Source organism: Arthrobacter sp. SX1312 (genome assembly GCF_002929295.1).
Lineage (GTDB): Bacteria > Actinomycetota > Actinomycetes > Actinomycetales > Micrococcaceae > Arthrobacter_D.
Genome location: NZ_PJIM01000001.1, coordinates 931014 through 945244 on the forward strand (window position 1 = coordinate 931014; position 14231 = coordinate 945244).

General features: G+C 71.4%; 10 protein-coding genes. 5 read left to right on the forward strand and 5 right to left on the reverse strand.

From position 1 onward, the window contains the following. Positions 1-110 precede the first annotated feature (110 nt). The 5 genes from CXQ92_RS04425 (at position 111) to CXQ92_RS04445 (ending at position 8253) form a co-directional block, all read left to right on the forward strand. Positions 111-1841 carry an ABC transporter substrate-binding protein gene (locus CXQ92_RS04425; RefSeq protein ID WP_306738400.1) on the forward strand — a complete coding sequence of 577 codons (1731 nt, stop codon included), beginning with the start codon at positions 111-113 and terminating at the stop codon, positions 1839-1841. Between the two features lie 119 nt (positions 1842-1960). Further along, a complete protein-coding gene (locus tag CXQ92_RS04430) occupies positions 1961-3445 on the forward strand; it encodes a malate:quinone oxidoreductase (protein WP_104166720.1) in 1485 nt (494 codons plus the stop codon). 51 nt (positions 3446-3496) lie between these two features. Beyond that, entirely contained in the window at positions 3497-6670 is a 3174-nt protein-coding gene (locus CXQ92_RS04435; protein WP_104165577.1) for an efflux RND transporter permease subunit, read from the forward strand. Between the two features lie 86 nt (positions 6671-6756). Next, a complete protein-coding gene (locus CXQ92_RS04440; RefSeq protein WP_104165579.1) occupies positions 6757-7278 on the forward strand; it encodes a MarR family winged helix-turn-helix transcriptional regulator in 522 nt (173 codons plus the stop codon). Positions 7279-7329: 51 nt separating this feature from the next. Next, a complete protein-coding gene (locus tag CXQ92_RS04445) occupies positions 7330-8253 on the forward strand; it encodes an oxidoreductase (RefSeq protein ID WP_104165581.1) in 924 nt (307 codons plus the stop codon). A gap of 20 nt (positions 8254-8273) precedes the next feature. Here the strand turns inward: CXQ92_RS04445 and CXQ92_RS04450 are convergent, their stop codons facing one another. From CXQ92_RS04450 to nadA, 5 genes are read right to left on the reverse strand one after another with little or no spacing between them, the layout of a single operon-like run. Then, a complete protein-coding gene (locus CXQ92_RS04450) occupies positions 8274-9059 on the reverse strand; it encodes a hypothetical protein (protein ID WP_104165582.1) in 786 nt (261 codons plus the stop codon). A 35-nt stretch (positions 9060-9094) separates the two neighbouring features. Continuing rightward, positions 9095-10264: a cysteine desulfurase family protein gene (locus CXQ92_RS04455; protein WP_104165584.1), complete on the reverse strand. Its 1170-nt coding sequence runs from the start codon at positions 10262-10264 to the stop codon at positions 9095-9097. Beyond that, positions 10261-11202: a carboxylating nicotinate-nucleotide diphosphorylase gene (nadC, locus tag CXQ92_RS04460; protein ID WP_104165586.1), complete on the reverse strand. Its 942-nt coding sequence runs from the start codon at positions 11200-11202 to the stop codon at positions 10261-10263. Before nadC ends, CXQ92_RS04455 begins: the two co-directional genes overlap by 4 nt. Continuing rightward, entirely contained in the window at positions 11199-12857 is a 1659-nt protein-coding gene (gene nadB, locus CXQ92_RS04465) for an L-aspartate oxidase (protein ID WP_104165588.1), read from the reverse strand. Before nadB ends, nadC begins: the two co-directional genes overlap by 4 nt. Then, entirely contained in the window at positions 12854-14146 is a 1293-nt protein-coding gene (gene nadA / locus CXQ92_RS04470) for a quinolinate synthase NadA (protein WP_104165590.1), read from the reverse strand. The genes nadB and nadA overlap by 4 nt, the downstream gene beginning before the upstream one ends. Positions 14147-14231 lie beyond the last annotated feature (85 nt).

Sequence of the window (14231 nt, forward strand, 5' to 3'; positions counted from 1 at the left end):
CCGGACCGGCCAGTCCCTGGGCGGGCCGGACAGGACCATCGCCTACACTGGGGCATTCCAGCCACCGGCCCATGACGGACCGGCCCCCTGCCCTTCGGAGACCGACGCCAGTGAACAACCCTGCCGCGCGCCGCACCAGCCACGCACGGGCGACCCACGGTGTGAAACGCGTCGCCGCTATGGCAGCCGCCCTCGTCTCAGCGGTATCGCTCGCCTCCTGCACGGTGGGCCAGGTTCCGTCCCCCGAACCCGTGACGACGACGTCGGCCCCGGCCTCGGACGCCGCCACGTTCACGTTCGGCACGGCCGCGCATCCCCGCACGCTGGACCCGGCGCTCGCGAACGACACCGAGTCCTACCGCGTGAGCCAGCAGATCCTCCAGGGACTCGTGGGCGTCGATCCGCTGACCTCCGAGCCGACGCCGCTCCTGGCGGAATCCTGGGACGAGTCGGACGACGGGCGGACCTACGAGTTCACCCTGCGCGACGACGTCGTCTTCCAGGACGGCGAGACGTTCGACGCCGCCGCCGTGTGCGCCAATTTCGACCGCTGGTACACGCTCCCCGAGAGCGCGCGAGCCGCTACGAACCGGCTGCCCTTCGAGAACGTGTTCAAGGGATACTCCGACACCCCCGAGGTGAGCCTCTACGAGGACTGCACCGCGACCTCGGCCCACACCCTGGACCTCCAACTCACCTCCCGGATCACGGGGCTGATCCCGGCGCTCGCCACACCCGCCTTCGCCATGTCCTCGCCCGCCGCGCTCGAGGCCGGTGCTGCGGACGAGTTGACCGGGACACGGGACGGCGCCCCCATCTCCCGCTACGGCCAGGCGCCCGTCGGAACCGGACCGTTCCGACTCGTCTCCTGGGAGGAAGGGGATGTGGAGCTCGCGTTCTTCGACGACTACTGGGGTGAGCGCGGCGAGGTGGATCGCGTGGTCTTCACCACCATCGCGAACCCCGACTCCCGGGCGCGCGCCCTGACCTCGGGCCGGATCGACGGCTACGACTTCGTGTCCGTGGACAGCGCCGTCGACCTCGCCCGCAACGGTCTCCAGTTCCTGCAGCGCGATCCGTACTCCGTGCTCTACCTGGGCATGAACCAGGGCTTCCCCGGCGTCGACGACCCCCTGTTCCGCGAAGCCGTAGCGCACGCCATCGACAAGAGCGCCCTCATCGACGGCCGTTTCCTCAACGGGACGAAGCCGGCCCGTCAGTTCATCCCCGAGAAGCTCGGTGTGAGCAACGAGACGGTCGAGGATTACGGCTACGACGTCGAGCTCGCCAAGGACCTGCTCGAGCGCTCCGGGTACGACGGGCGCGAGCTGCCCTTCTACTATCCCCGCAACGTCTCCAGGGCCTACCTGCCCTCCCCCGAGAAGGCCTACGCGGAGCTGAGCCGGCAGCTGACCGAGGCCGGCTTCAACATCAAGCCGGTACCCGTCGACTGGAGCGAAGGCTACGTCGAGGCGGTCCAGCAGTCCGGGGACCGGGCGTTCCACCTGCTCGGATGGAGCGGCAGCTACCAGGACCCCGACAACTTCGTGAGTGCACTCTTCGGCATGTACTCGGAGGAGTTCGCCTATGAGGACCCGCAGCTGTTCAGCAAGATCAACCGGGCACGGGGACTGCCTGCGGGCGAGGACCGCACCGAGGCCTATGCGGACATCAGCGCGCAGGTCTCCGACCGGATCCCGGCCGTCCCGCTCGCCTTCCCGATCTCCGCGCTGGCGATGAGCCCGCGCGTGACCACGTACCCCGTGAGCCCCGTCATGAACGAGGTCTTCAACCGCATCGACCTGGCCGATGTCGAACCCCGGCCGACGCCGTCGGACTGAGCTGCCCGGCACGGCATCCCGGGGGCGGCCGCGACCTCAGGACGATTTAAGTTCGGTCACCACCAGACGCTAGTGTTTGTCTCCTAGTGACCTCGCGACTGGAGACTCCGTTGACCACAATCCATCAGGGCACGCCCGCCAAGACCACCGACGTCGTCCTGATCGGCGGCGGGATCATGAGCGCCACCCTCGGCGCGTTCCTCCGGCAACTGCAGCCCGAGTGGGACATCTCCCTCTTCGAACGGCTCGACGTCGCGGGCCTCGAGAGCTCCGACCCCTGGAACAACGCCGGCACCGGCCACTCGGCCCTCTGCGAGCTGAACTACTCCCCCGCGGGGAAGGACGGTTCCGTCGATCCGGCGAAGGCCGTGGCGATCAACGAGCAGTTCCAGGTCTCGCGCCAGTTCTGGTCGCACATGGTGTCCGAGGGGTTCATCGGCGACCCCCGCACCTTCATCAACCCGGTGCCTCACATGAGCTTCGTATGGGGCCAGGCCAACGCCGAGTACCTGCGCCGGCGCTACGAGGCACTCAGCCCGCAACCGCTGTTCAGCACCATGGAGCACAGCGAGGACCACGACACCATCGCGGGATGGACCCCCCTCGTGATGCAGGGCCGCAACCCCTCCCAGCCCGTCGCCGCCTCGCGCGTCGAAGGCGGCACCGACGTCGACTTCGGTGCCCTCACCCGCCACCTCACCACCTACCTCGAGGGAACCGGCGTCGACCTGCACTACGGATTCGATGTCCTCGACGTCGCTCGGGCGACGGACGGCCGCTGGGACGTGAAGGTCAGGAACAAGGCGACCGGCGAGACCAGCACCGTCACCACGAAGTTCGTCTTCATCGGCGCCGGCGGAGGCGCCCTGCACCTGCTGCAGCGCAGCGGCATTCCCGAGGGCCGCGGGTTCGCGGGCTTCCCGGTCTCCGGCCAGTTCCTGCGCTGCACCGATCCGGACCTCGTGGGCCGGCACAACGCGAAGGTCTACGGCCAGGCGTCGGTGGGTGCCCCGCCGATGTCCGTCCCGCACCTGGACACGCGCTTCGTCAAGGGCGAGCGCTCCCTGCTGTTCGGCCCCTACGCCGGTTTCTCCACCAAGTTCCTCAAGAGCGGCTCCTACCTGGACCTGCCGACGTCGATCCGCCCGTCGAACCTCGTGCCGATGCTCGCGGTCGCCAAGGACAACATGTCCCTGACGAAGTACCTCATCACGGAGGTCCTCAAGAACCGCGATGCCAAGAACGACGCCCTCACCGACTTCCTGCCGATGGCCGAGGGCGGAAGCTGGGAACTGATCTCCGCGGGCCAGCGTGTACAGGTCATCAAGAAGGCTCCCGGGAAGGGCGGCGTGCTGCAGTTCGGGACGGAGGTCATCACCTCCTCGGACGGCTCGGTCGGTGCTCTCCTCGGCGCCTCTCCCGGAGCGTCCACGGCGGCGCCGATCATGGTGGAACTGCTCAGGCGATGCTTCCCGGCCAAGATGTCCGGCTGGGAGCCGAAGCTCAAGGAGATGCTGCCCGGGTACGGCGTCAAGCTCAATGAGACCGCGTCCCTGGCAGCTGAGGTGCAGTCGATGACCGACCGGGTCCTCAAGCTCGCATAACGTCCGACGGAGCCAGCCGGCCGGTCGACCCCAGCATCAAAGGCAGGTTCCTTGTTCCGTCTGGCTCACTTCTCCCTGGGCAACAGGGCGCTGATCGCGCTGATCACCATCCTCGCTTCCGTCTTCGGCGTCATCACCCTCGGCTCCCTCAAGCAGGAACTCATCCCGTCCCTCGAGTTCCCGCAGATCACGGTCATCTCCGCGCTGCCCGGGGCGTCCCAGGAGTACCTCGACCAGCAGGTCGGCGGGCCGCTGGAGGCGGCGCTGAGCGGCGTCGAGGGCCTCGAGTCGTCGTCGTCCACCTCGCGCTCCGGCATCTCGACCGTCAGCCTCGTCTTCGTGTACGGCACGAACCTCGACCGGGCCCGGGCGCAGGTGGACCGCGCGATCTCCACGGTGCGCCCCACCCTGCCGGAGGACGTCGAGCCTCAGGCCCTCGCCGGCAGCATCAGCGACCTCCCGATCGTGTTCATGGCGGTCTCCTCCGACCAGTCGCTGAGCGAACTGAACGGTGACCTGGCCCGGTTGACCGTCCCCCGCCTGCAGAAGATCGACGGCGTGCGGACCGCCGACGTCTCCGGAGGATCCACCCAGCACGTCGCGATCCTTCCGCGCGAGGGCGCCCTCGCGGCCGCGGACCTGATGGTCGGCGACATCAGCAGCACCCTCGAGGACAACGGTGCCCTGTTCCCCGTCGGCAGCCTGGAGGAGGACCCGCGATCGCTGACCATCCAGGCGGGCAGCCGCATCGGGTCCCTCGAGGACATCGAGGCGCTCCCGGTGCTCCCCTCCTCGGACACCCCCTCCCCGGGTCCGGTCAGCACGATCGGCGACCTCGCGGACGTCGGCCTGGCCGACGACGAGCCCACCTCCGTCGCGCGTACCAACGGGATCGAGACGCTCGCACTGACGGTGACCAAGGTGCCCGACGGCGACACCGTGGAGATCTCCCAGCAGATCGTGGGCCTCGTTCCCGAGCTCGAGACCGAACTGGGCAACGCCGCGGACATCACCGTGGTCTTCGACCAGGCCCCGTTCATCGAACGCAGCATCGACGACCTCACCACCGAGGGGCTGCTGGGCCTCGGCTTCGCCGTGCTGATCATCCTCGTCTTCCTGCTCTCGGTCCGCTCCACCCTGGTCACCGCGATCTCGATCCCGCTGTCCCTGCTCATCACGTTCATCGGGCTGTACGTCGCGGGGTACTCCCTCAACCTGCTGACCCTCGGCGCCCTGACGATCGCCGTCGGGCGCGTGGTCGACGACTCGATCGTCGTCATCGAGAACATCAAGCGGCACCTCGGGTACGGGGAGGAGAAACGGGAGGCCATCCTCACGGCGGTGCGCGAGGTGGCCGGAGCCATCACCGCCTCGACGCTCACCACGGTGGCCGTCTTCGCTCCGATCGGCTTCGTCGGCGGCCTCGCCGGAGAGCTCTTCCGCCCCTTCGCCATCACCACCGGGATCGCCCTGCTGGCCTCCCTCGCCGTGTCCCTCACCATCATCCCGGTGCTCGCCTACTGGTTCCTGAGGCGCACACCCCCGGCACCCCCGGAGGCCCGCCACGTCGCGGCCCCGGCCGCCTCCGCCGTTCCCTCCACCTCCCTGACCGCCGCCACATCCCCCGCCTCCCGGGCGGAGCCGTACGATCGGCCGTCCCTCCTCCAGCGCGGTTACCTCCCGATCCTCACCGGCACCCAGCGCCACCCGGTGATCACCCTCATCAGCGGTGTGATCGTCCTCGGCGCCACGGCCGCCATGGTCCCGTTCCTGCCGACCAACCTGCTCGGCTCCTCGGGCCAGAACAGCTTCTCCATCACGCAGACCCTCGCCCCGGGCACCAGCCTGGCGACGACGGCGGAGACGGCGGCCCGGACGGAGGAGGTCCTCATGGACAACCCGGAGATCCGCGACGTGCAACTGACGGTCGGCAACGCCGACGGGGCATTCGCGGCGCAGTTCTCCGGCGGCGCCTCGGTGGCGACCTTCACCGTCATCACCGACCAGGACGCGGACCAGGAAGGCCTGCAGGAGTCCGTGCGCCAGGACCTCGAGGGCCTCGATGACGCGGGCACCATCTCCCTGTCCAGCCAGCAGGGCGGCTTCGGGACCTCCAGCACCATCGACATCGACATCACGGCGCCCGTCACCGCGGATCTGCAGGCCGCGGACCGCGCCGTCCTCGAGGGGCTCCAGGGGCTCGACGGCGCGGGCGAGATCACGAGCAACCTGGCGGCGGCCCAGCCGCAGGTCCAGATCGACGTGGACCGCACGGCGGCCGTCGAGGCGGGCCTGAGCGAAGGCCAGATCGCGGGCCTCCTCGGTGGCAGCATCAGCCCGGTCCCGGCCGGTTCGGTGCGCTTCGATACCGACGATTTCCCGGTGCTGATCGGCGAGGGGACCACGATCTCGAGCCTCGACCAGCTCCGGGACCTGCGGATCCCGACGGCGACGGGGCCGGTCCCCCTGAGCGACGTGGCGTCCGTCGAGGAGGTCCAGGTGCCGCTGTCGGTGACGAGCTCCAACGGTGAGCGCACGGCCCGGATCTCGATCACGCCGTCCGGTGACGATCTCGGCACCCTGACGGGGGCGGTGGACGAGCGCCTGGCCGGCATCGACCTGCCACCCGGTGCCACCGCGACCATCGGCGGTGCCTCCAGCCAGCAGGCGGAATCGTTCGACCAGCTGTTCCTCGCGCTGTGGGCCGCCGTCGCCATCGTGTACGTGATCATGGTCGCGACGTTCAAGAGCCTCCTCCAGCCCCTGATCCTGCTCGTGTCCATCCCGTTCGCGGCCACCGGCGCCATCGCCCTGCTGCTGATCACCGGGACCCCCCTCGGACTGCCCTCCCTGATCGGCATGCTGATGCTCGTGGGCATCGTGGTCACGAACGCGATCGTGCTGATCGACCTCATCAACCAGTACCGCCTCCCCCACGACGGCCGACCGGGGATGCCCGTCGCCGACGCGATCCGCGAGGGCGCCCGTCAGCGCCTGCGGCCGATCCTCATGACCGCGCTGGCGACCATCTTCGCCCTGACGCCGCTGGCCCTCGGCCTGACGGGGAAGGGTGGCTTCATCTCGCAACCCCTCGCCATCGTGGTGATCGGCGGACTCGTCTCCTCCACCGCGCTGACCCTCGTCCTGGTCCCTGTCCTGTACCGGCTCGTCGAGGGCCGGCGCGAGCAGCGGGCGCTGCGCCGGGAGGCCGTGGCCACCGCCTGACCGGTGGGCCGGCGGGAGGAGGACGGCGTAGACTCGATGCGTCCGTATCTAGTTGCCGGTGCCCCGGCAGGAGGCCCGAAACCGCCATGGCTGACCGCTTGCCCACCGCCGTCGACCCCGCCGACGAACCCGCCGACGGCCCGGCGAGCGTCGGGGGCGCCGAGTCGACGGCTTCCGTCCGCCAGGCCTCGGAGACCTGGGAGTCGCTCTTCCGTGCGCAGGTGGGCATCATGCAGCGCATCCGGCAGGATCCCTCCTTCAAGGACCTGCCCATCCGCGAGTACGACGTCCTGTTCAACCTCAGCAGGTGCCCTACGGGCTGGACGCGCCTCAACGAGCTGAACCACCACCTCCTGATCAGCCAGCCCAGCCTCAGCCGCATGGTCGATCGGCTCGAGGCCAGGAACCTCGTGCGCAGGCGGCCTGCCGCGACCGATCACCGGGGCATCGAACTCGCGCTGACCGAGGAGGGCAGGGCGCTCCAGCGGCGGATCGGCTCAGGCCATGTGCAGCGTATCCGGGAGGTCCTCGCGCCCGTCCTGGACCCCGAGGAGATGGACCAGCTCAAGGCCCTCACGGACAAGATCAACGCCCGGCTGGGCGCCTGACACCGAACCCCGCGGACCCCGGGGCAGGATGCACGAACAGTAAGGACCAGGATGAACGACGACTTCACAGCGGACGCGATCGGCGATCTCACGGGCAGGCGCGCGGTCATCACCGGGGCCAACAGCGGGCTCGGTCTCCAGACCGCCGTCGGGCTCGCGAGGAAGGGCGCCGAGGTCATCCTCGCCTGCCGCAGCGAGCAGCGCGGGCGCGAGGCCGAGCAGCGGGTCCGCTCGATCACGGGCAGCGAGAGGGTCGAGCTGCGCCTCCTCGATCTCGCCAGTCAGCAGTCCATCCGCGAGTTCGCGGCCGGGCTCAGCGGTCCCGTGCACCTCCTCGTCAACAACGCCGGGGTGATGGCGACGCCGCGGTCCACGACGGCCGACGGCTTCGAACTGCAGTTCGGCACCAACCACCTCGGCCACTTCGCCCTGACAGGCCTGCTGCTGCCGAACCTGCGCGAGGCAGGGTCCTCCCGCGTCGTCACGCTCTCGAGCCTCGCCCACAAGCGGGGGCGCATCGACTTCGACGACCTGCAGTCCGAGCGCCGCTACCGCCGGTGGGCCGCCTACGGACAGAGCAAGATCGCCAATCTCTACTTCATGGTCGAGCTCGACCGGCGCGCCCGTGCCGCAGGCTGGGACCTCACGTCGGTGGCAGCGCATCCGGGCGGGGCCACCACGAACCTGACGGCCGGCATGAAGATGCCCGCGGTACTCGACGTGCTCTCGGGGTTCGTCGCACTGATGGGCCAGTCCGCCGCGACCGGCGCGCTGCCCGTCCTCTACGCAGCAACGGCTGCCGACGTCCGGGGCGGGGACTACTACGGGCCGTCCGGTTTCGGCGAGACCCGCGGCGCACCCCGCCTCGTCGCCCCTGTGCCCCGCGTGCTGGACCGCGACGTCGCGGTGCGCCTCTGGAACCGCAGCGCCGAGCTCACCGGAGTGGACTTCGGGGCCCTGCAGCCCGTCGACTGAGGACTCGCTGCGCGAGGAGGTCAGCCGGTGGTGCCCGGGGCGATCCGGAGGGAGCGGAGCATCTCGCGGATGGTCGCGAAGTCCGGGGTGTCGTAGAAGGCCTGGGCCTCCCCGATCGTCCCGAAGGTGACCGTCTGCGGTCCGGTGTTCGCGGGCGCCTTCGGTGCCAGCACCTCGAGGTCGCCGAAGCTGACCCGGCCGAGGGCGTCGCCGCCATCGACGGTGTTGGACAGCGTGCAGGCCAGACCGTCCGCGCCGCCGGCCTGATCGGTGATGCCGTAGGCCGCGAAGAACCGGAAGCCCGTGATGAGCCGGATCACGAAGCGCGGCTCGACATCCGCATCCGCCGATGCTTCACCCGTGAGTTCGAGCGGTTCGCTGCCGATGACGTAGTAGGGCGTCCGCTCCGCCTCGGGGCAGGGCGCCTCCGGCGTCTGGATGCCGGTGTGCAGCTCGGCGGTCGTCACGCCCTCCGGCGTGCGGACCGCATAGTGCAGCGAATCGGGGGCGTAGACTCCGGGTTCCGGCTCCAGGAGCTGCACCACCCACGCCTCGGGGAGCTCGAAGCTCAGAAGCCGCCCCGGATCGGTGAAGACCTTCCAGCCCTCGCGTGCCTCACGCAGGGGCGCCGCCGCGGCCTCGGCCGGTTCGGCCGTCGCGGTCACGGCGGTCGTCGCGGGCGACGACGGCGCGCCGCCGTCGCCCCCGGGGCCCGTACACGCGGTGGCCAGCATCAGCGTCAGAGCGGCAGCGGCGAGGGCCTGCGGCAGTCGCCCACCCGGCCCTCCGGACGGTCCGTGCTCCATGGCGTCCTCCCTGGGTGTGGCTCGGTGCGGCCAGTCTAGGCTCCGGCGGGGCTGCCCGCGTGTGCCGCGCCGAGGGACCGGACGGCCTCCACGGCATCGACGACGGCGCGGGCCGCCTGGGCCAGATCGGCGGAGGACGTGTCCTGCGTCCAGGAGAGCCGCACGGCGCTCTGCGCCGTCTCGCCGTCCAGGCCGAGGGCCAGCAGGACGCCGGAGGGTTCGGAGGATCCCGCCGCGCACGCGGACCCGCTCGAGCAGACGACGCCGCGGCGCTCGAGTTCCAGGAGGATCGCCTCCCCGCTGACGCCGGGGAAGCAGAAGGAGGCGAGATTCGGGAGCCGGCGCACGGCGTCGCCCGTGAGGAGCGCCCCGGGCACATCGGTGAGTACCCGCGCGGTCAGGGCGTCGCGGGCGGTCGCCGACCGGTCGGCGGCACCGGGCAGGGCTGCCCGGGCGAGCTCCAGGGCGCGGGCGAGCCCCACCGCGCCGGCCACGTTCTCCGTACCCGACCTGCGCCCGCGCTCCTGGCCGCCGCCGTGGAGCACGGGTTCGCACGGCGTGCCGGAGCGCAGGTACAGCAAACCGATGCCCTTGGGTGTGCCGAGCTTGTGCCCCGAGATGCTGAGCGCTGTGACGCCGAGGCGGTCGACGTCCAGGGGAAGCCATCCCGCCGCCTGCACGGCGTCGGTGTGGAAGGGTACGCCTGCGCGCCGGCAGACCTCCGCGAGGGCGGGGACGTCCTGGACGGTGCCCACCTCGTTGTTCGCATACATCACGGTGCACAGCGTGGTTCCCTCCTCGAGCGCGGCGGCAAGGTCCGACGGCGAGATCCGGCCAGCGGCGGACACGGGCAGCACCGTGATCCGGAAGCCGTGGAACTCCCGCAGGTAGGCCAGGACCTCCAGCACCGCCGGGTGTTCGATCGCGCTGGTGACGAGGTGCCGACCGCGCGGGGCGGCGAGCGCCATGCCCTTGAGGGCCAGGTTGTCCGCCTCCGTACCGCCCGAGGTGAAGATGATCTCCCCCGGCCTGCAGCCGAGCAGCGCGGCGATGCGGGACCGGGCGCGGGCGTAGTCCGACGCCGCGGCCTCGCCGTAGGTGTGGTGGCTGGAGGGGTTGCCGAACGTCGTGGTCAGCAGGGGCCACATCTCCTCGAGGACCTCACGCCGGGCGGGCGCGGTGGCAGCGGCGTCGAGGTAGATCATGGCCGCCCTCCCGGGTCCGTAATCGCCGCCCGCTGCGCGACGAAGTCCAGGCCCAGATCGAGGGACCGCACGCTGTGGGTGAGCGCTCCCGCGGAGATGATGTCGACGCCGGTGGCCGCGATCGCCCGTACCGTGTCGAGGCGGACGTTGCCGCTGGCTTCGACGAGCGCGCGGCCGCCGATCCGCCGCACGCCCTCGGCGAGGTCATCCAGCGTGAAGTTGTCGAGCATGACGGTGTCCACCCCGGCGGCGAGCACGGGCTCGATCTGGTCCAGGCGATCCACCTCCACCTCGACGTGCACGGTGTGCGGGAGCCTCGACCGCGCCGCGCGGAGCGCCTCGGTGAGGGCCTCCGGGCCGTCCACGGCGAGGAGCGCCAGGTGGTTGTCCTTGACCATGACGGCGTCGGACAGGCCCGAGCGGTGGTTCGAGCCACCCCCGCACCGGACGGCCCAGCGCTCCAGGACCCTGAGCCCCGGCGTCGTCTTGCGGGTGTCGGTGATGCGCGCGCGGGTGCCGGCGGCGGCATCGACGAAGGCGCGGGTCATCGTGGCGATCCCGCTGAGCCGCTGGGCGATGTTGAGGGCGGTCCTCTCGGCGGTGAGGATGCCGGCGGCCGGTCCCTCGATCTCCGCGATGGTGTCCCCCGCGGCGAAGGCGCTCCCGTCGGAGCGGGGGAACGCGACGCGGATCCGCGGATCGGTGAGGCGCATCGCGGCCTCGATGGCGGCCGTCCCGCAGAGGACGCCCGGCTCGCGGGCCGTGATGGTCGCCGTCGCCCGCTGGTCCGGGCCGATCAGGGCCTGGCAGGTGAGATCCCCCCACGGCGCGTCCTCGGCGAGGGCGGCGGCGACGACGGCGTCGATCAGGTGCTGCGGTGGCCGCACGGGCTCGACGGCGTCCTGCCGGACGGGTGGGACGGTGGCGGTCTCGGTCATGGGTGGGTTCCTTCGGTGGCTCGAACGTAGGACCGGCTCGGGGCGGGAGCCGGAGGGGCGGCATCGGGCTGGTCCGAGCGGTGGTGCGCCCCGCAGGACGCGGAGCGTCGGGACGCCGCGTGCACGAGCAGCCGCGCACACAGCAGCAGGTTGGCCAGCTCGGGGTCGGTGTCCGGACGGTAGGAGGCGAGGTGCTTGCGGGCGAGGTCGAGGCCGGTGCCCGTGCGCAGCACTCCCGCGTGGTCGGTCATGACGGCCTGCAGGTCGCCGCGCGTGAACGACTGCGTGGCCGTCTCCTCCGCCTCGAGGTCGAGGTGTTCGACGTCGAAGGACGGCGCCCTCCCCCCGCCAGCGGCGAGCGCGGCGGCACAGCGGGCACCGAACACCACTCCTTCGAGCAGGCTGTTGGAGGCGAGCCGGTTCGCGCCGTGCACTCCGGTCCGGGCCACCTCACCGACCGCGAAGAGGCCCGGGACCGACGTCCGCCCCGAGGTGTCCGTCCGCACGCCGCCCATCCAGTAGTGGGCGGCCGGCACCACCGGGACGGGCGCGGAGGACCAGTCGAAGCCGTGCTGCACGGTCAGGGCCGTGAGGGTGGGGAAGCGCCGGGTCAGGAACGCACGGCCGAGCGCCGTTGCGTCCAGGTAGACGCCGGTACGCCGACGCCGTTCCGGTGTGCCGTCGCCGGAGGCGTTGCGGGAGCGGCTCCCGACGAGGTGCTGCGCGATGCTGCGCGAGACGACGTCCCGCGGCGCGAGGTCTCCGTCCGGGTGGTAGTCGGCCATGAAGCGGTGACCGTCGGCGTCGACCAGGCGTGCCCCCTCGCCCCGGACCGCCTCCGAGATCAGCGGATTGCCGGGGACGTCGAGGGAGGTGGGATGGAACTGGAAGAACTCGAGGTCCGTCACCGCGGCCCCGGCACGCCAGGCCAGTGCGACGCCGTCGCCCGTGGCGATCCGCGGGTTGGTGGTGGATTCGAAGAGCTGACCCGCCCCGCCGGTCGCAAGGACGACGGCGTCCGCCCGGAGGGTCCGCGCGACTCCGCCGTGGAGCACCTCGACGCCCGAGGCGCGCCGGTCGTCCTTGGAGGACGGGGCCGCCTCGCCGCCATCGCCGTCCTGGGTAGAACTGTCGTGCAGCAGCACGTGCGTCACGAGGGTGTCCTCGAGGACCTCGATGCCGGCGTCGCGGCGCACCGCGGCGGTGAGCGCCGCGACGAGCCCCGCCCCGGTGGCGTCGCCGCCGAGGTGCAGGACCCTCGGCGCGGAGTGGGCGGCTTCCCGGCCCCTGGCCGGCACCGCCGCGTCGGCCGGGGAGGCGTCGAAGACGACGCCCGCGGCCTGGAGGGCAGCGATCCCCTGTGCCGCCCCCTCGCAGAGCACGGCGGCGGCCTCGGGCTCGGCCAGGCCCGCACCCGCGGCCAGGGTGTCGGCGATGTGATCGGCGACGGAGTCGTGCGCGCCGGCGGCAGCCGCGTCCGGGACGACGGCGGCGATACCCCCCTGCGCGTACCGGGTGTTGCTCTCGGCGAGCGCCGTCTTGGAGACGAGGACCACCTCGCAGTGCGGCGCGAGCCTGCGCAGCACGAGTGCTGTCTGCAGTCCGGCGACGCCCGAGCCCACGATGACCGCGCGCTGCACGGCATCCGCCGTCATGGCCGGACCGCGAGCATCCGGTTCAGCGCGACGCGGGCCGGTTCGGCGACGGCGTCGGACACCGTGATGCGGTTGAGGACCCGGCCCTCCACGAGCCCCTCGAGCACCCAGGCCAGGTAGCCCGGGTGGATTCGGTACATCGTGGAACACGGGCAGATGACCGGGTCCAGGCAGAAGATGGTGTGCTGCGGGTACTGGGCGGCGAGGCGGTTCACCATGTTGATCTCGGTGCCGACGGCGAAGGTGCTGCCGGGTGCGGCGGCGTCGATCGCCTTGCGGATGTAGTCGGTGGATCCCGCCTCGTCGGCGACGTCGACCACGGCCATGGGGCACTCGGGGTGCACGATCACGCGCACGCCGGGGTGGTCGGCGCGGGCCTTCTCGATCTGCGCCACGGTGAAGCGCCGATGCACCGAGCAGAAGCCGTGCCAGAGGATCACGCGGGAGTCCCTGAGCGTCTGCTCGTCCGTGCCGCCCCAGGGCTTGCGCGGGTTCCACAGGGGCATCTGCTCCAGCGGCACACCCATGGCCTTGGCGGTGTTGCGTCCGAGGTGCTGGTCCGGGAAGAACAGGACCCGCTGGCCCCGCTCGAACGCCCACTCCAGCACGGCGGCCGCGTTCGAGGAGGTGCACACGATCCCGCCGTTCTCCCCGCAGAAGCCTTTCAGGGCCGCCGAGGAGTTCATGTACGTCACGGGGATCACGGGCCGGCGGCCGTCGGCGTCCGGCGCGGAGCCGAGGAGCGCGGTGAGCTGGTCCCAGCACTCGGAGACGGAGTCGATGTCCGCCATGTCCGCCATCGAGCAGCCGGCGGCGAGATTGGGGAGGATGACGGCCTGCTCCGGCGTCGAGAGCATGTCCGCCGTCTCCGCCATGAAGTGCACCCCGCAGAAGATGATCGCCTCGGCCGCGGTGCGTTCCGTGGCGGCGCGGGCGAGCTGGTAGCTGTCGCCCACGAAGTCGGCGTACTGCACCACCTCGTCGCGCTGGTAGAAGTGGCCGAGGATGACGACGGACTCGCCGAGGGTATCCCGGGCCACTCGGATACGCCGGTCGAGGTCCTCGGCGGACGCCGTCCTGTACTCCTCGGGCAGCTCCCCCTGCCGGGGGGTCGCGGCCGGGGCGGTGTCGAACATGGACGCGCCCGGGCCGTAGTCGGGCAGGGGAAGGGCATCGAAGGCCCAGGGGTTCTGCGCGAGGTCCGGCGTGCAGGTCCCGGTGGCGCCGGCGGCCCCGGGGGCCCCGGCCTCTCCGCGGGTGATCAACTGGATGGCGGTGGTGACGGACATGGGGCTTCTCCCTGGGATGGGGCCGGCACGGCGGTCGGCAGCGGGGCTGGAGGTGGGGCCGACCTCGGGTACGACGTCGGGGGTG